The sequence below is a fragment of the Microvirga sp. 2MCAF38 genome (assembly GCF_052115485.1).
GTDB lineage: Bacteria > Pseudomonadota > Alphaproteobacteria > Rhizobiales > Beijerinckiaceae > Microvirga.
Genome location: NZ_JBFRGU010000003.1, coordinates 389,527 through 405,007, shown reverse-complemented (window position 1 = coordinate 405,007; position 15,481 = coordinate 389,527). Strand labels below are relative to the sequence as shown.

Annotated in this window: 18 protein-coding genes; 12 read left to right on the top strand and 6 right to left on the bottom strand. The window is 60.9% G+C overall.

All coding sequences use genetic code 11. The annotated features are described in order from the left end of the window. The first annotated feature begins 196 nt into the window (after nt 1-196). On the top strand, nt 197-916 hold the full coding sequence (sfsA, locus tag AB4072_RS08685; RefSeq protein ID WP_441967151.1) for a DNA/RNA nuclease SfsA: 720 nt from the start codon (nt 197-199) through the stop codon (nt 914-916). Between the two features lie 34 nt (nt 917-950). Here sfsA and AB4072_RS08680 read toward each other — a convergent pair whose 3' ends face one another. Next, nucleotides 951-1,775, bottom strand: a complete 825-nt coding sequence (locus AB4072_RS08680) for an FkbM family methyltransferase (RefSeq protein ID WP_441967149.1) — start codon at nt 1,773-1,775, stop codon at nt 951-953. A gap of 142 nt (nt 1,776-1,917) precedes the next feature. On the opposite strand from AB4072_RS08680, the gene map reads away from it, so the two are divergent. Both map and radC read left to right on the top strand, forming a co-directional pair. Then, complete coding sequence (map, locus tag AB4072_RS08675) at nt 1,918-2,742, top strand: type I methionyl aminopeptidase (protein WP_441967147.1); 825 nt, start codon at nt 1,918-1,920, stop codon at nt 2,740-2,742. Continuing rightward, a complete protein-coding gene (radC, locus tag AB4072_RS08670) occupies nt 2,739-3,428 on the top strand; it encodes a RadC family protein (RefSeq protein ID WP_441967145.1) in 690 nt (229 codons plus the stop codon). The genes map and radC overlap by 4 nt, the downstream gene beginning before the upstream one ends. Nucleotides 3,429-3,836: 408 nt before the next feature. On the opposite strand, the gene AB4072_RS08665 is transcribed toward radC, so the two are convergent. Together AB4072_RS08665 and AB4072_RS08660 are read right to left on the bottom strand one after the other, a co-directional pair. Beyond that, the gene (locus tag AB4072_RS08665; protein ID WP_441967143.1) at nt 3,837-4,436 is read right to left on the bottom strand and encodes an exopolysaccharide biosynthesis protein; all 600 of its coding nucleotides are present in this window, start codon (nt 4,434-4,436) and stop codon (nt 3,837-3,839) included. An 86-nt stretch (nt 4,437-4,522) separates the two neighbouring features. Next, complete coding sequence (locus AB4072_RS08660; RefSeq protein ID WP_441967141.1) at nt 4,523-4,792, bottom strand: usg protein; 270 nt, start codon at nt 4,790-4,792, stop codon at nt 4,523-4,525. Nucleotides 4,793-4,924: 132 nt separating this feature from the next. Here AB4072_RS08660 and AB4072_RS08655 point away from each other — a divergent pair, with 132 nt between their 5' ends. Together AB4072_RS08655 and AB4072_RS08650 are read left to right on the top strand one after the other, a co-directional pair. Then, complete coding sequence (locus AB4072_RS08655) at nt 4,925-6,379, top strand: patatin-like phospholipase family protein (RefSeq protein ID WP_441967139.1); 1,455 nt, start codon at nt 4,925-4,927, stop codon at nt 6,377-6,379. A 122-nt stretch (nt 6,380-6,501) separates the two neighbouring features. After that, complete coding sequence (locus AB4072_RS08650; RefSeq protein WP_441967138.1) at nt 6,502-7,374, top strand: methionyl-tRNA formyltransferase; 873 nt, start codon at nt 6,502-6,504, stop codon at nt 7,372-7,374. On the opposite strand, the gene AB4072_RS08645 is transcribed toward AB4072_RS08650, so the two are convergent. Continuing rightward, nucleotides 7,359-7,886, bottom strand: coding sequence for a flavin reductase family protein (locus AB4072_RS08645; RefSeq protein ID WP_441967136.1), 528 nt, complete (start codon nt 7,884-7,886; stop codon nt 7,359-7,361). The two genes, AB4072_RS08650 and AB4072_RS08645, sit on opposite strands and share 16 nt — an antisense overlap. Nucleotides 7,887-8,155: 269 nt before the next feature. On the opposite strand from AB4072_RS08645, the gene AB4072_RS08640 reads away from it, so the two are divergent. The 7 genes from AB4072_RS08640 to AB4072_RS08610 all read left to right on the top strand — a co-directional run bounded on the left by AB4072_RS08640 (nt 8,156) and on the right by AB4072_RS08610 (nt 14,190). After that, the gene (locus AB4072_RS08640) at nt 8,156-9,076 is read left to right on the top strand and encodes a branched-chain amino acid ABC transporter permease (protein ID WP_441967134.1); all 921 of its coding nucleotides are present in this window, start codon (nt 8,156-8,158) and stop codon (nt 9,074-9,076) included. Nucleotides 9,077-9,087: 11 nt separating this feature from the next. Beyond that, entirely contained in the window at nt 9,088-10,503 is a 1,416-nt protein-coding gene (gene livM, locus AB4072_RS08635) for a high-affinity branched-chain amino acid ABC transporter permease LivM (RefSeq protein ID WP_441967132.1), read from the top strand. Further along, nucleotides 10,503-11,345 carry an ABC transporter ATP-binding protein gene (locus AB4072_RS08630; RefSeq protein ID WP_441967130.1) on the top strand — a complete coding sequence of 281 codons (843 nt, stop codon included), beginning with the start codon at nt 10,503-10,505 and terminating at the stop codon, nt 11,343-11,345. The genes livM and AB4072_RS08630 overlap by 1 nt, the downstream gene beginning before the upstream one ends. Then, complete coding sequence (locus tag AB4072_RS08625) at nt 11,342-12,109, top strand: ABC transporter ATP-binding protein (protein ID WP_441967128.1); 768 nt, start codon at nt 11,342-11,344, stop codon at nt 12,107-12,109. The genes AB4072_RS08630 and AB4072_RS08625 overlap by 4 nt, the downstream gene beginning before the upstream one ends. Beyond that, nucleotides 12,109-12,471, top strand: a complete 363-nt coding sequence (locus tag AB4072_RS08620; protein WP_441967126.1) for a DUF6867 family protein — start codon at nt 12,109-12,111, stop codon at nt 12,469-12,471. The genes AB4072_RS08625 and AB4072_RS08620 overlap by 1 nt, the downstream gene beginning before the upstream one ends. A 123-nt stretch (nt 12,472-12,594) precedes the next feature. Next, nucleotides 12,595-13,722, top strand: coding sequence for an ABC transporter substrate-binding protein (locus AB4072_RS08615; RefSeq protein ID WP_441967124.1), 1,128 nt, complete (start codon nt 12,595-12,597; stop codon nt 13,720-13,722). Between the two features lie 87 nt (nt 13,723-13,809). Continuing rightward, nucleotides 13,810-14,190, top strand: coding sequence for an ACT domain-containing protein (locus AB4072_RS08610; protein WP_441967122.1), 381 nt, complete (start codon nt 13,810-13,812; stop codon nt 14,188-14,190). 8 nt (nt 14,191-14,198) lie between these two features. On the opposite strand, the gene AB4072_RS08605 is transcribed toward AB4072_RS08610, so the two are convergent. Beyond that, nucleotides 14,199-14,666 (bottom strand): DUF1203 domain-containing protein, encoded by a 468-nt coding sequence (locus tag AB4072_RS08605; RefSeq protein ID WP_441967120.1) that lies wholly within the window; start codon nt 14,664-14,666, stop codon nt 14,199-14,201. Between the two features lie 69 nt (nt 14,667-14,735). Next, nucleotides 14,736-15,464, bottom strand: coding sequence for a cytochrome c biogenesis CcdA family protein (locus AB4072_RS08600; protein WP_441967278.1), 729 nt, complete (start codon nt 15,462-15,464; stop codon nt 14,736-14,738). Nucleotides 15,465-15,481: the final 17 nt, after the last annotated feature.

Here is a 15,481-nt window from a genome sequence, read left to right as displayed (position 1 = left end):
GAAGGCTGCTACAGCGCCAGACATATGAAAGTTTCATCCAGTCAGACCACCCCCACCCTTCATCCCTCCCCGCAAGGGGAAGGGAAGCCTGCGCCTTATCCTCATCAAACTGAGTTACGGCCAAACCAAGCCTTCGGTTGAAGACGAGGCTTCTCCCCTGCTACGAGGCGTCTTCATCATTTCCGGTCCGCACCCCATGCGCTTTTCCGAACCCCTGATCGAAGGCCGGCTGGTTCAGCGCTACAAGCGCTTTCTGGCCGATATCGAGCTTGCTTCCGGCGAGTGGATCACCGCCCATTGCGCCAATCCGGGTGCGATGCTTGGATTGAAGGAGCCGGGCTGCCGCGTTCTCCTGTCGCGGGCCAGCAACCCGGCGCGCAAGCTGCAATACAATTGGGAGCTGGTCGAGGTCGCAGCCGGCGGCGGGCCGGATCAGCTGATCGGCATCAATACGTCACGCCCCAATGTCCTGGTCGCGGAAGCCTTGCAGGAAAAGCGGCTCGCCCCTTTTGCCCGCTACGACCGCATTCGCCCGGAAGTGAAATACGGGCGCAACAGCCGCATCGATTTCCTGCTGGAGAAAGACGGTGAACCGCCCTGCTATCTGGAGGTGAAGAACTGCCATCTCATGCGGCAGCCGGGCTTCGCAGAATTTCCCGATTGCATCGCGGCAAGAAGCGCCAAGCATCTTTACGAACTGACGGACATGGTCGCGGCGGGAGCGAGAGCCGCCCTCATCTATGTCATCCAGATGAACGCCGATCGCTTCGATGTCGCACGCGATATCGACCCCGCCTACGACAAAGCGTTTCGCCATGCGCTTGCTGCCGGTGTCGAGTCCTATGCCTATGTCTGCCGGATCTCGCCGGATGAAATTACGATCGACCACCCGGTCGAGATCATCACGCTACGTTAGAGCGAGTCGGAAAACCGGTTCCCACTTTTCCGGATCATGCTCGCTCGAACACGAGATTCATCCGGGTTTTCAGGATGAGCTTGTAGCCGCGCGGCTCCAGGCGTTTCTGCAGATCGATCTGCCATTGTCCACGCCCGTTCTCCATGACGAGGAGCGACGGCAGCAGCGACTCCGGTGCGTCGCGCAGGAACGGGTCGAGGATCAGGTCTTCGGCCCCTTCCACGTCGAGCTTGACCGCATCCACATGCGAAAAGCCCTCCTGGTGGATCAGGTCGAGAAGCGTGATGGCCGGGACGCGGATCGCTTTCGACTGGTTCGGGCCGACGATCTTCACGCTGGATTCGCCCTGATTGCTCGGGTCGAGAAACAGCGTCAGCTCCCCGGCCTTGTCAGCGATGGCGCAGGCGATCGCCTTCACTGTGCCGAACGGATTCTGGCTGATGTTGTAGCTCAGGCGATCGAAGATGTCGGGCTGCGGTTCGATGGCCACGATCTTGGCCTTGTTCCCGGCCCGCGCCGCCACGAAGAGGGTGTAACCGCCAACGTTCGCTCCGATATCGACGAACGTGAATCCGTCCTTGATCCGCGATTCGAGGATAGCCAGCTCCTTCGGATCGAAGAACTGCGGCGTGAACAAAATCCGCTTCTCGCAGACGTTGTTGTAGGGGTAGATTCTCATCTTGGCCCCGAGCGATTCCACGTCGAGAGGCTCGCCCTTCAAAAGCCGGATCGCGACATTCCGAAGGAGGAACGCGAGACGCCGAGTCGGCCAATCGTTCGGCAGAGCACGCGTGCTCTCCAGCAGCCATTTGACCAGACCGGACGGAGAATAGGCCCCATAGGGGCGGGAATCGGACATTTTCACAAAAAACCAAAAGCATGAAATCTGCGGATTGCCAGTGCTCTTGGCATTCCCGCGCCATAATCGCAAGCGAGCCAGGGTCGCTATTGCTTGCGCGAGGCGCGACAATGCTTACATTCTGGGGCGAACAGGATCCCCCATGACTGAACTCGAAACCGCCGGGCGCTCTCGCTCACCCCAAATCCCCCTTCACGGCCCCGAGGCTTTTGAAGGCATGCGGAGGGCCGGCCGACTGGCGGCGGAGGGGCTCGATCTGCTCGTGGACCACGTTCGGCCAGGCGTCTCGACGGACGCTCTCGACAAGCTCATCTTCGAGTTTGCGATGGATAACGGGGCCTATCCGGCCTGCCTCTATTACCGGGGCTACAACAAGACCATCTGCACCTCGATCAATCATGTGGTCTGCCACGGCATCCCCAACGACAAGCCGCTCCGCGACGGCGACATCGTCAATATCGACGTGACGCTGATCCTCGACGGCTGGCATGGGGATTCGAGCCGGATGTACTATGTGGGCGAGGTGCCTCGGCGAGCGCAGCGTCTGTGCGAAATCACCTATGAATGCCTGATGCGCGGCATCGCCGTCATCAAGCCGGGCGCGACGACGAACGATATCGGCGCGGCCATCCAGACGTATGCGGAGGCCGAACGCTGCTCCGTGGTGCGTGATTTCTGCGGTCACGGCCTCGGCCGCGTCTTCCACGACGCGCCGACGATCCTTCACTACGTCGAGCCCTCCTACAACGTGGAGCTGAAGGCCGGCATGTTCTTCACGGTGGAGCCCATGATCAATCTGGGTCGACCGCAGGTGAAGGTTCTGTCCGACGGCTGGACCGCCGTCACCCGAGACCGGTCGCTTTCGGCCCAGTTCGAGCACACGGTGGGCGTGACGGAAACCGGCGTCGAGATCTTCACCCTGTCCCCCAAGGGTTACGACCAGCCTCCCTATACGCAATCCGCATGAGCGATCAGGACGAAACGCCGCATTATCATGGCCATCGGGACCGCTTGCGCGCTCGCTTCTTGGAAGCGGGAGGCGACGCGCTGCCCGATTACGAACTACTGGAACTCGTCCTCTTCCGCTCCATTCCCCGCCGGGATGTGAAGCCGATTGCGAAGGATCTCCTCAAGCGCTTCGGCACCTTCGCCGAAGTGCTGGCCGCTCCCCCTGCCCGCCTTCTCGAAGTCGACGGCATCGGCGAAAGCATCGTGACCGATCTCAAGGTCATCGAAGCCGCCGCCCGGCGCCTCGCCAAAGGCGAGGTTTCCAAGCGTCCGGTCCTGTCCTCCTGGACATCCGTGCTCGATTATTGCCGCACGGCCATGGCCTTCATGGACAAGGAGCAGTTCCGCCTGCTCTTCCTCGACAAGCGCAACGCGCTCATCGCCGACGAGGTGCAGCAATCCGGCACCGTGGACCATACGCCGGTCTATCCGCGCGAGGTGGTCAAGCGCGCGCTCGAACTCTCGGCATCGGCCCTGATTTTGGTCCACAATCATCCATCAGGCGACCCGACACCCTCCCCCGCCGACATCAAGATGACGCGCGAAATCATCGATGTGGCGAAGCCCCTCGGAATTGCCGTCCACGACCACATCATCGTCGGGCGCGAGGGGCATGCGAGTTTGAAGGGATTGCGGCTGATTTGAGAGGGCCGTTGCCTCATGTACGGCCCCGAACTATGTTTCACGGATGCATTCAAAGCGGCGAACTATTTCGGGCCTATTTGCATCACTTGCGATGATCGGCATGGCGATGGCGGCCGATCTGCCGGCCAAGCGTGCGTCGTCATTTCTCGATGAAGTCAGGTTCGGTCCCGCCTGTACCGCTTTCGATGGCGTATCGGGCTGCGGGTTTGACCGAAACGCCGCGCTGTCGCTTCTCCGGATGCCGGCCGAACGGAGTTTGGCACTGTTCCCTTTGCCCGCGGTAACAAGCGTAACGCTATGCTTGTGCGACGGTCTAGAGAGGCGCGAGCGGCGCCTGGCATTAGAAGTCAGATATTGAGCCAATCCCGCGCGGGCCTTTGCGATCGCGTCGTCCAACGCCTTTCGGCTCTAAAACACGCTCTCCAGCCCCGACAGGATCGCGTAGACGAAGCCCAGGCTGAGCGTCAGGCCGAACAGGCCGATCACCAATCCGCCAATAACCACGAAGCCGTCACGCTCCACGAGTCCGAGGCCGATCAGGCACACGGCGAGGCCCAGCGGGATTTGGCCGATGAAGGGCGGTGCGAAGAGAAGGCCGAGCGCCATCACGAACAGGATCAGACCCATCAGGCGCATCGCCAGCGGAGTTTCTTCGAGGAAAGTCATCCGCGGGCGGCAAAAGCGCTCCAGCTTCCTGAAAATCGGCAGGGCCCGCGCAACCGCGCGCTCCACATCTGTCCGAGCGATGGAGCGGTTGAGCAGGCTTTGAGGGAGCCACGGCGTGGATCGTCCGAAAATAATTTGAAGCGCCACCAGCGCTAGCAACAAGCCGCAAATGAGCGGGATCGGCGGCGGCATGGGAAGGCAATTGGGCAACCCGAGCAGGACGACGAGAAGCGCGAAGGCCCGATCCCGCAACACCGACATGATATCCGAGACGCTCACGCGCTCAGTCGGCTGAGCGGCAAGCTCGGCCAGAATCTCGGAGGTGCGCGCGTTAAGGAACAAGGAGCCTTGGGGATTTGCTGACGCTAGGAGTGCCTTCTCTATCCGAGATGAGGGCGCTGGCCAAGTTCAAGTTCTGTCTGCGGCCTTCAATGGAATGTCAGTTCCTCCTCGATGGTCCTGATTTCCGTCGGGCCGACCAACCTGGAATGCGCCACCGTCACGGAATGGAGCGGCCCTTCAAGTTCCCGTTTCCAGAAACCCAGGAAGCGGCGGAGCACAGGAAAGCGCGGGGCAAGATCATAATCCTGCCAGATATAGGTCTGCAGCAACCGGGGATGGTCGGGCATGCGATACAGGATCTTGGCCGTGGTCAATCCATAGCCTTCTAGTTGACGCATAAAGTCTTGTGACACCATGCTTTCTCTCCAAACGGGCTCGACGAACACCGTCCATGATTCAATCGTCGCGCTTGCGTTGGAGTTCCGGCCTCTCTTGAGACTTCGGCGGCTTCATCGTATTCCAAGCTCGACTGTAGGAGCGGGCTGAACATGGGTCGGAGCGTGATCAAACGATGGGCTTTTGCCTGCGCTTTCGCTCTGACGGTCGCCGCCTGCTCGGGCTCTGTGCTCAACGATCCGATCAACGGCCCCCTCGATAAGGTGTCCGACCAGGACAATTGGCCGCTCGGTCCCGATCAGTTCGGAACGACCTTTGTCGGGGTCGCCTTTTCGGGCGGCGGCATGCGGGCTTCCGCCTTTTCCTACGGCGTTCTGAAAGAGCTCGACCGTTACCAGCTTCCGAACGGCGGCAGGCAGAGCCGCATCACCGACATGATCGGCCTGATTTCGGGCGTCTCGGGCGGGTCAGTCACGGCGGCTTATTTTGGGCTTACGGGCCGCGACGGCCTGCCGGATTTCCGTAGCCGGTTCCTCGAAAGCAATGCCGAGCAAGGCTTCGACACCGACGTTTCCATCACCAATGTGCTGAAGATCGTCGGCGAGGGCGGCGTCAACGATCGCTCGAAATTCCCACGCTGGCTCGACGACAATCTTTTCTCCGGTGCGACCTATGCCGATCTTTTCGCGCGTGGTCGCCCCCTGGTCTGGATCACCGCGTCCGACATCTACAACCGCGTTCCCTTCGTCTTCGACCCGATCACCTTCAGCGCTCTGTGCAGCGACCTGAGCAAGGTTCGCCTGTCCGAGGCGGTCGCGGCGTCAGCGGCAGTACCCGGCGTATTCGTTCCCATCAACGTGGAGAATTACGGCGCATCCTGCGGCGGCCACATTCCGAAATGGATGCAGCGCAGCCTCTCGGATTCGACCGCGCCCGCGACCCTGCGCGCCAGCGCCGCCGCTCTTACGCGGTTCCGGAAAGACCCCGAGCGTTTTCGCTATGCCAAACTTCTCGACGGCGGTCTGACCGACAATTTCGGTATTCACTCGCTCGCCATCGCGCGCACCAACCGCGACCGACCCTATGTACCGATGACGGACGAACAGGGCGTTCGCGTCAACCGCATGCTGTTCCTCGTGGTCGATGCGGGTCGTGGCCCGGGCGGTGACTGGCCGAAAAACCTGGCTTCGCCATCAGGCATCGATCTGGCGGGTATCGTGACGGACGCGGCCATCGATTCCGGCGTTTACAAGGGATACGACTACTTCAAGTCCATGATGGAGACTTGGCAGAACGATATGCGCCGCTGGCGCTGCTCTCTCTCGACCGACGAGGTCGTGCGCTTGCGCGGCACCCTCAAAGGCTGGAATTGCGGCGACGTGGTCTTCACCATCGGACGCGTCTCGTTCGAGGACACAGGTCCCGAAATGAAGGAGCGGCTGGACAACGTGCCGACACGGTTCAAGCTCGATCCTCCAACGCTCGAGATGGTGATCGGCAGCGGTGAGGCCGCGCTGCGGAACAACGCGACGTTCCGCTCATTCATCGGCAAGGCTGGCAGATCAGAGCGAAACGTCGCGCTCGTTGACGGCCAACACTCGCCCTGAATTCAGTTGAATGGGCGGCGCATGGAGCGCTTAGCTCGGCCTTAGAGCATGATCAGAACAAGTGGAAACCGGTTGTTCGCCCGGATCATGCGGCATCAAACTCTAGGAGCCTCAATCAGGACATGCGCTTCGCCTTCGTCGGCATCGATTTTCTCGGAGACGTTTTTCAGACCCTGCTGGATCGGGGTTGGAAACCGTTGAAACTCTTCAGCCGCCCTTGCGACGAAGTCTACGATTTCAACGATGTGACTGTTGCAAAGGCACATTCTCTGAATGTGCCGGTTCAGATGTCCCGGATTCAGCCCTCGGATCTCATGCAATTGCAGGAGAGAGGCTGCGAGGCCCTTATCGTCGCGGGCTATCCGTGGCTCATCACAGGCTGGGAAGCCCGCATCCCTTACGCCGTCAATTTTCACCCTTCGCCTTTACCCGAGGGCCGAGGCCCCTATCCGCTCTTCCGCGCGGTTCTCGACGAGTTCCCGGAATGGGGCGTGACCGCCCATGCCCTCGCGCCGTCCTTCGACACGGGCCCCATCATCGCCCAGGATCGTTTCGCTCTCACGCGGAGCGACACTCACGATACGCTCCTCACGAAATGCCAGATGGCCGCGAAACGAGTAGCTCACACACTGGCCGACGATCTTCCCGGTCTATGGGCGCAAGCCAGCCCCCAGGGCCAAGGGAGCTATTGGCCTCGTGCCACGCAGCGCGAACGCACACTCGATTGGACGCGCAACGTTGACCACATCCTGAGAACCGTTCGCGCCTTTGGCTCCATCGAGGTGATAGCCCAGATCGATTCGAGGCACCTTCATGTCTGGGCCGCCAATGGTTGGACTGAGCGGCATGAATACCGCCCCGGAACCATCGTCCACAGACATCGCAATCATATCGTGGTGGCCGTCGGTGACGGCTTCATTCAATTGTCGGGATGGAGCACCGAGGCAAAGCCGGTTCGGAAGGAACTTCGCGCAGCCAGTCAAAGGCGGTGGTAGGAACGGCCCTGATAAATGAGAGGGGATCGGCGTTCACCCAGCGTCACCGCGATGATCTCACCGATAATGACGTGATGGGTCGCAACGAGTCGCGCATCCGACACCTTGCAATCGAAGGCGACGAGGTTGGTCTTGAGACGAGGCTGGTCTGCCTTGGAGCGATCCCAGGTCCCGACGGTGAAGCGATCCGGCCCGTTGAGATCCCGACGACCCGCGAAGGTTTCGGCAACCAGCTCGTCATCGGCTCCCAGTGTGCTGACGCAAAACACGCCGTTCTGGAGCAGGGTCTTGATGGAACGCCCAGACGAATTGACGCAGACCAGAAGCGATGGCGGTGTATCGGTGACCGGAGTGACCGCGGTCGCCGTAAAGCCCGCCGGTCCCGCCGGACCATCCGTCGTCACCACGTGAACGGCCCCCGCGACCCGACTCATGCCTTCCCGAAAAAGCGCAGGATCGAGTTCGGTATCAAGAGCGGAATCGAGGGAGGGCGGCGGCACTTTCAACATCATGACCTAAGAAAGCCTCTCCCACCCTTTTGGAGCGAGCGCAAGACCATGCCGGGCATATGGTCTGCCGAAGAGGGTTTGGAAAGGCAGGCAAAATTTGTTATGAAATAATATTGTTAGCTCTCCTCCCCCCTCCTTTAGGCGTCATTGTCGGCCCGGGGGCCTCTTGTTACAGACGACGAACGAAACGTTCGGCTTGGCCTCGGTCTTGCATCGTGCTTTGCTGCGGCGTTCCCAACAAAGACCCCATCCAGAGGGGGCAAGGGTAGGACATGGATATCTTTTTGCAGCAGCTCATCAATGGGCTGACGCTGGGGTCGATCTACGGCCTCATCGCCATCGGCTATACGATGGTGTTCGGCATCATCGGCATGGTCAACTTCGCCCACGGCGACGTTTTCATGCTCAGCGCGTTCATCTCGCTGATTTTCTTTCTGATCCTCACCACCTGGCTCGGCATTTCATCGATCGTCGTGGCGCTGCTGATCGTGCTGGTACTCTCGATGATACTGACCTCCCTGTGGGGATGGGCCATCGAGCGGATCGCCTATCGCCCCCTGCGCGGCTCCTTCCGCCTCGCGCCGCTGATCTCGGCCATCGGCGTCTCGATTTTCCTGTCGAATTTCGTGCAGGTTGCCCAAGGCGCGCGCAACAAGCCGACCGCTCCCATGGTCCGTGAAGTGATCGTCCTCTACCAGAGCGAGGCCGGGTACACGGTGGCTTTGTCCTACAAGCAGATCATCATCATGCTCACCACGGCGGTGCTGCTGACGATTTTCTGGTATTTGGTCCAAAAAACGTCACTCGGCCGCGCTCAGCGCGCCTGCGAGCAGGACCGCAAGATGGCCGCACTCCTCGGCATCGACGTGGACAAAACCATTTCGCTGACCTTCGTGATCGGTGCATCGCTCGCAGCGGTCGCCGGTACGCTCTACCTCCTCTATTACGGCGTGGTGAGCTTCGCTGACGGGTTCGTTCCCGGCGTGAAAGCCTTCACGGCGGCCGTGCTCGGCGGTATCGGCTCCCTGCCCGGAGCGGTTCTCGGCGGCTTGATCATCGGCCTCATCGAGACCTTCTGGTCCGCCTACTTTTCCATCGAGTACAAGGACGTGGCCGCGTTCTCGATCCTCGCCATCGTCCTGATCTTCATGCCCTCCGGTATCCTCGGACGGCCAGAAGTCGAAAAAGTCTGAGGAGCCCCACCATGAACGCTCCTTCCATTACCACCACGTCAGCTCAGGACACGACGGTCCCGAGCCGCTTCAACCTTGCGGCAGCCCTCAAAGACAGCGCGGTGACAGCCGCCATCGCGCTCGGCCTCTCGATCCCGATCCTGTCCTACAAGACAGAGCAAAACGGAGCGGACCTCTTTCTCAGATCCCGCTGGGGATTTGTGGCGATCATCTGCGTCGGCATTTTCGTGCTGCGCCTCCTGATGCACGCCTTTCTGGCGACGCGGGCGGCCCGTCAGGCCCTACCCGATCCCCATCAGGCGACAGAGGCGGTTCACGCCGAGCCGGATGCAGGCCAGAAGGTGTCGAAATTCGCGATCCCCCTCTTCCTCGGGGTCGCCCTCGCCTTCCCGGCAATGATCTTCCTGATCCAGGGCAGCCTGAACGAATCCCGTTACTGGATCGATCTCGGCATCCTGATCCTCACCTATGTGATGCTGGGCTGGGGCTTGAACATCGTGGTCGGCCTCGCGGGCCTGCTCGATCTCGGATACGTGGCGTTCTACGCGGTCGGCGCGTATTCCTACGCGCTGCTTTCGACGACCTTCGGATTGTCGTTCTGGATCTGCCTGCCGCTGGCAGGCATCCTCGCGGCATTCTGGGGCATGATCCTCGGCTTCCCGGTGCTGCGCCTGCGTGGCGACTACCTCGCCATCGTGACCCTCGCCTTCGGGGAAATCATCCGCCTGGTTCTCATCAACTGGGTCGATCTCACCAATGGCGGCGCCGGCATTTCCTCGATCCCGCGCGCGACCTTCTTCGGCGTTCCGTTCACCTCCGGTGACGACGGATTTGCCGCGATGTTCGGGCTCGACTTCAATGCCATGCACCGGATCATCTTCCTCTACTACCTGATCCTCGTGCTGGCCCTCGTCACGAACTTCGTGACCATGCGCCTGCGCAAGCTGCCGGTCGGGCGCGCTTGGGAGGCGCTGCGTGAGGACGAGATCGCCTGCCGTTCACTCGGCATCAACACTACCAATACGAAGCTGACGGCGTTTTCCATCGGCGCCATGTTCGGTGGTTTCGCCGGCTCGTTCTTTGCGGTGCGTCAGGGCTTCGTCTCGCCGGAGAGCTTCAACTTCCTCGAATCGGCGATCATCCTCGCCATCGTGGTGCTCGGCGGCATGGGCTCGCAGATCGGTGTCGCAATCGCGGCCATCGTCCTCGTCGGTGGTCCAGAGGTCCTGCGCAACCTGACCTTCCTGAAGGCAGTGTTCGGCGACAGTTTCGATCCGAACGAGTATCGTCTTCTGCTCTTCGGCGCGGGCATGGTCGCCATGATGGTGTGGCGTCCGCGTGGCCTGATTTCTGAACGTCAGCCCTCCGTTGTGTTGAAAGAGCGAAAAGCCATCTCCGGCTCGCTCGTGAAGGAAGGACACGGCTAATGCGCTGGCAGCAAGATCCCGTCCTCGACGTCCAGCATCTGACGATGCGCTTCGGCGGCCTCGTCGCCATCAACGACCTTTCGTTCAAGGTCGGTCGCGGCGACATCACCGCTCTCATCGGCCCGAACGGTGCGGGCAAGACCACCGTGTTCAACTGCCTGACCGGCTTCTACAAGCCGACGGAAGGCATGGTGGCCCTGCGCAAGACCGACGGCACGCAGCTCTTCCTGGAGCGCCTGCCCGGCCATCACATCAACTGGAAGGGCAAGGTCGCCCGTACCTTCCAGAACATCCGCATGTTCTCGGGCATGACCGTGCTTGAGAACCTTCTCGTCGCGCAGCACAATTCACTGATGATCGCCTCCGGCTTCACCTTCCTCGGTGTGCTCGGCATCGGCGGCTATCGCGCGGCTGAAAAGCAGGCCATCGAGCGGGCGAAATACTGGCTCGAGAAAACGCGCCTGATCGACCGCGCCGACGACCCGGCGGGTGATCTTCCTTATGGCGATCAGCGCCGGCTCGAAATCGCCCGCGCCATGTGTACCGATCCGGTGCTCTTGTGCCTCGACGAGCCCGCAGCCGGCCTTAACCCGCGCGAGTCCCTCGAGCTCAACGATCTGCTGCTTTCGATCCGTCAGGATCACGGCACGTCGATCCTGCTCATCGAGCACGATATGTCCGTCGTCATGCAGATTTCCGACCATGTGGTGGTGCTCGATTACGGCACCAAGATCTCCGACGGCACCCCGACCGAGGTCAGGAACGATCCGCGCGTCATCGCCGCCTATCTGGGCGTGGATGATGAGGAAGTCGCAAAGATCGAAGCGGAGATCGGCGCATGAGCATCGCTGAAACGAATATCGCCACGACCCTTCGGGGCGCTCCCGAGCCTCTGCTCAGCGTGCGCGGCGTCAAGACCTATTACGGCAACATCATCGCCCTCAAAGGCGTCGACATCGACGTGAACGAGGGCGAGATCGTCACCCTCATCGGGGCCAATGGGGCCGGCAAATCGACCCTGATGATGACGATCTTCGGCAATCCGAGGGCAAGGGAAGGCACGATCCGTTTCGCGGGACACGACATCACGAAGATGCCGACCCACGAGATCGCCCGCCTGTCCATCGCGCAATCGCCGGAAGGGCGTCGCATCTTCCCGCGCATGACGGTCTTCGAAAACCTTCAGATGGGCGCGGCCATCAACGGCATGGCCCATTTCGACCAGGATCTGGAACGGGTCTGTACCCTCTTCCCGCGCCTGAAGGAGCGCCTGCAGCAGCGCGGCGGCACGCTCTCGGGCGGCGAGCAGCAGATGCTCGCCATCGCCCGCGCGCTGATGAGCCGCCCGAAATTGCTCCTCCTCGACGAGCCGTCGCTGGGCCTCGCGCCGCTGATCGTGAAGCAGATTTTCACGATCATCAAAGAGCTGAACGAGAAGGACGGCATGACCGTCTTCCTGGTGGAGCAGAACGCCTATCACGCACTCAGGCTCGCTCATCGCGGCTATGTGATGGTGACCGGCAACATCACCTTGAGCGGCAGCGGCAAGGAATTGCTGGAGAATCCGCAGGTCCGTGCCGCCTATCTTGAAGGAGGGCACCACTGATGCAGGGCTGGCTTTACGAAGAACCCTCGATCTGGCTCTTCCTCTTCATTACCGTCGTGCTCGGAGGTAGCGCGGCCTGGATGACCGGGCGAGCCATCGCCCTCACCTGGCGGCCGCGCTGGCAGTTGATCGTGTACCTGCTCATCCTGGGCGCAGCGGTGCGGTTCATCCACTTCGCCTTGTTCCAGGGAACCCTGTTGTCGCCCCATTACTACGCGGTCGACGCCGTCGTTCTCGTGATCATCGGCTCGCTGAGCTTCCAGCATACCAGGGCTCGTCAGATGACGACCCAGTATCGTTGGCTCTATGAACGTGTAGGGCCGTTTTCCTGGCGCGAAAAAGCGTCTCATCCCAATGGCTAAGCCCAAGAATTCCGACGTGACTTCCGCACAAAAAGAGGCATGATGTCACCCGGACGGCGGGTTGAATTCCGCTGAACCGGTCCAAGTTAAGGGACCTGATAAAAACCCCAGAGGAGTTACCTCATGAAGAAAATGCTGTTGACCAGCGTCGCGCTCGGTCTTGGCCTCGCCTTCTCCGGCGCGGCCAACGCGCAGATCAAGATCGGCGTCGCCGGCCCCATCACGGGACCGAACGCCGCTTTCGGCGCGCAGCTGAAGAATGGCGTCGAGCAGGCTGTTGAAGACATCAACGCCGCCGGCGGCATCAACGGCCAGAAGCTTCAGGTCGTCGTCGGCGACGACGTGTCCGACCCGAAGCAAGGCGTTTCGGTCGCGAACAAGTTCGCCGCTGAAGGCGTGAAGATGGTCGTCGGTCACTTCAACTCCGGCGTCTCGATCCCGGCCTCGCAGGTCTATGAGGAAGCCGGCATCGTCCAGATCACCCCGGCCTCGACCAACCCGACCTTCACCGAGCGCAAGATGTGGAACACCTTCCGCACCTGCGGTCGCGATGACCAGCAGGGCGCGGTTGCCGGCGGGTACCTCGCCGACAAGTTCAAGGGCAAGAAGGTCGCCGTCGTTCACGACAAGACTCCTTACGGCAAGGGCCTTGCCGACGAGACCATGAAGGCGATGAACGCCAAGGGCCTCAAGGAAGTCGTGTACGAAGGCATCAACCCGGGTGAGAAGGACTACTCCGCTCTCGTCTCGAAGCTGAAGCAGGCTGGCGTCGACGTGGTGTATTACGGCGGCCTTCACACGGAAGCTGGCCTGATCATCCGCCAGATGCGCGACCAGGGCCTCAATGCTCCGATGATGTCGGGCGACGGCATCGTGTCGGCTGAGTTCGTCTCGATCGCCGGCCCCGGCGCTGAAGGTACACTGATGACCTTCTCGCCGGATCCACGCAAGAACCCGAACGCGAAGGACGTCGTGGCCAAGTTCAAGGCCAAGAACTTCGATCCGGAAGCCTACACCCTCTACAGCTACGCTGCGACCCAGATCCTGGCCGAAGCTGCAAAGCAGGCTGGCGGCCCCGACGGCAAGAAGATGGCTGCAGCCATGCATTCCGGCAAGCCGTTCAAGACCGTCATCGGCGACATCTCCTATGACGCCAAGGGCGACATCACCCGTCCGGACTACATCATGTACGTCTGGAAGAAGGGCGCCGACGGCAAGATCGACTATTCCGGCAACGAAATGGGCATGTAATCAGTCGGCTGTTAAAGCCATCTGATAGAGCCCGCCCCGGGAGACCGGGGCGGGCTTTTTCGTCCCCTCACGCGTCGATGATCGCCCATGCCGAACCTCACCTTGACCCAGCTGCCGGAGCGCTTGGCGGTCTGCCGCTTTCCCGCCGGAACCACCGTCACTGCCGGTGGCGGCTCATCCTTCGGACTTGTCGTGCAGGCGCGGGAGGAAACAACCCTCGTCTGCCCTGAAAGTGATGCTCCCGCGAAAGCGCAGGTCGAGGCAGGCTGGCGCGGCTTTCGCATCGAGCAGACCTTCGACTTCAGCACGCCCGGCATCCTCGCCTCGGTTCTCCAGCCACTGGCAGAGGCAATGGTCGGGATCTTCGCCACCTCGACTTTCAGCACGGACTACGTGCTGGTGAAGGCTGACGACTTAGAGCTTGCAGTAACGGCTCTCAGACAAGCCGGTCACACCATTCTTCAATAGAGCCTGCCTCACAAACGTTCTATCCGCGCAGCGAAACAGCCCCGGCCTGCGAAATGGGCGTCGATATGAGCCACCTCCGGATTACCAAAGAAGCGCTCAATCACGGGTTTCGCATCGGCGCTTTCGCTCACCGCTGCATCAACAATGAAGGCTGCGGAATCATAGGCGCGCAAAGACACTATTCGATCTTTCAGAATCGGCGGTAATTCGTCCCGATAAACGCCTGACTCGGCCGAGCGACTGACGAAGATCGGGCCACTTGCCCGATAAGGCGAAGTCGGCGTCGGCTGATGGACGTGATTGATGAGAAGAAGCTCTTGCCCGGGATCGACACGTTTGAGCGAGATCCGGCAGGGGAACGCATTCGGTTGGTCGGCGAAAACCCGCCTCCCGCCAAGCTTCGCAAGCTCCTCGTCAGAAAGCGCGAATAGGTGCTCGAAATTTTGTGGGTCGAGCCCACGAATTTGAAACGACATGCTGGTCTCCCTGTTGAGAACCGCACTATCGCAAGGGGCTTCGGGACAGACGACCCGATTCCTGCTTCCTCAGCCCAGCCGGCCCAGCGCCGGGAATGTCTCCAGCAGCCAGAACGACATATGCGACACCCAGCCTGTCAAAAAGGCGATGCCGGTGAGCACGAGCAGGACGCCCATGGTTTTTTCGATCACGATGAACCGGGAATGCATGCGCTTGAGAAAGGCCACGAAAGGCTTCATGGCAAAGGCCGCCAGCAGGAACGGTATGCCGAGACCAACCGAGTAGGCGGCGAGGAGCAGCGCGCCGTGCTGAACGCTCGCTTCAGAACCCGCAACCGCCAGAATCGCTGCGAGGACCGGCCCGATGCAAGGCGTCCAACCGAAAGCGAAGGCGAGGCCCATCACATAAGCGCCCCAGAGCCCGATGGGCTTGTCGACCTGCAGCCGGGCCTCACGATAGAGGAAATGAATACGGAAAATACCGAGGAAATGCAGACCCATGATGATGATCGCGAGACCGGCGACAGTGCTGAGAACCGAGAGATATTCCCGGATCACCTGCCCCAGCACCGAAGCCGTGGCACCGAGCAGCACGAACACGGTCGAGAAACCCGCCACGAACAGCAAAGCCGCCCCAAGCGCCCGACGACGGACGGCCTTGTCGTCACCTTCGTGCAATTGATCGAACGTCGTGCCGGCCAGAAACGACAGATAGGGCGGCACCAGCGGCAACACGCAGGGGCTTAAAAAGCTGATGAAACCACCCAGCATGGCGGCAGGAAGCGAGACATTGAGCATCAGGCCTTCTAATGCCT

Excerpts from the sequence above, each read along its gene's own strand:
- sfsA (WP_441967151.1), top strand. The coding sequence starts at position 197 with ATGCGCTTTTCCGAACCCCTGATCGAAGGCCGGCTGGTTCAGCGCTAC.
- AB4072_RS08680 (WP_441967149.1), bottom strand. The coding sequence starts at position 1,775 with ATGTCCGATTCCCGCCCCTATGGGGCCTATTCTCCGTCCGGTCTGGTC.
- map (WP_441967147.1), top strand. The coding sequence starts at position 1,918 with ATGACTGAACTCGAAACCGCCGGGCGCTCTCGCTCACCCCAAATCCCC.
- radC (WP_441967145.1), top strand. The coding sequence starts at position 2,739 with ATGAGCGATCAGGACGAAACGCCGCATTATCATGGCCATCGGGACCGC.
- AB4072_RS08660 (WP_441967141.1), bottom strand. The coding sequence starts at position 4,792 with ATGGTGTCACAAGACTTTATGCGTCAACTAGAAGGCTATGGATTGACC.
- AB4072_RS08655 (WP_441967139.1), top strand. The coding sequence starts at position 4,925 with ATGGGTCGGAGCGTGATCAAACGATGGGCTTTTGCCTGCGCTTTCGCT.
- AB4072_RS08650 (WP_441967138.1), top strand. The coding sequence starts at position 6,502 with ATGCGCTTCGCCTTCGTCGGCATCGATTTTCTCGGAGACGTTTTTCAG.
- AB4072_RS08645 (WP_441967136.1), bottom strand. The coding sequence starts at position 7,886 with ATGATGTTGAAAGTGCCGCCGCCCTCCCTCGATTCCGCTCTTGATACC.
- AB4072_RS08640 (WP_441967134.1), top strand. The coding sequence starts at position 8,156 with ATGGATATCTTTTTGCAGCAGCTCATCAATGGGCTGACGCTGGGGTCG.
- livM (WP_441967132.1), top strand. The coding sequence starts at position 9,088 with ATGAACGCTCCTTCCATTACCACCACGTCAGCTCAGGACACGACGGTC.
- AB4072_RS08630 (WP_441967130.1), top strand. The coding sequence starts at position 10,503 with ATGCGCTGGCAGCAAGATCCCGTCCTCGACGTCCAGCATCTGACGATG.
- AB4072_RS08625 (WP_441967128.1), top strand. The coding sequence starts at position 11,342 with ATGAGCATCGCTGAAACGAATATCGCCACGACCCTTCGGGGCGCTCCC.
- AB4072_RS08620 (WP_441967126.1), top strand. The coding sequence starts at position 12,109 with ATGCAGGGCTGGCTTTACGAAGAACCCTCGATCTGGCTCTTCCTCTTC.
- AB4072_RS08615 (WP_441967124.1), top strand. The coding sequence starts at position 12,595 with ATGAAGAAAATGCTGTTGACCAGCGTCGCGCTCGGTCTTGGCCTCGCC.
- AB4072_RS08610 (WP_441967122.1), top strand. The coding sequence starts at position 13,810 with ATGCCGAACCTCACCTTGACCCAGCTGCCGGAGCGCTTGGCGGTCTGC.
- AB4072_RS08605 (WP_441967120.1), bottom strand. The coding sequence starts at position 14,666 with ATGTCGTTTCAAATTCGTGGGCTCGACCCACAAAATTTCGAGCACCTA.
- AB4072_RS08600 (WP_441967278.1), bottom strand. The coding sequence starts at position 15,464 with ATGCTCAATGTCTCGCTTCCTGCCGCCATGCTGGGTGGTTTCATCAGC.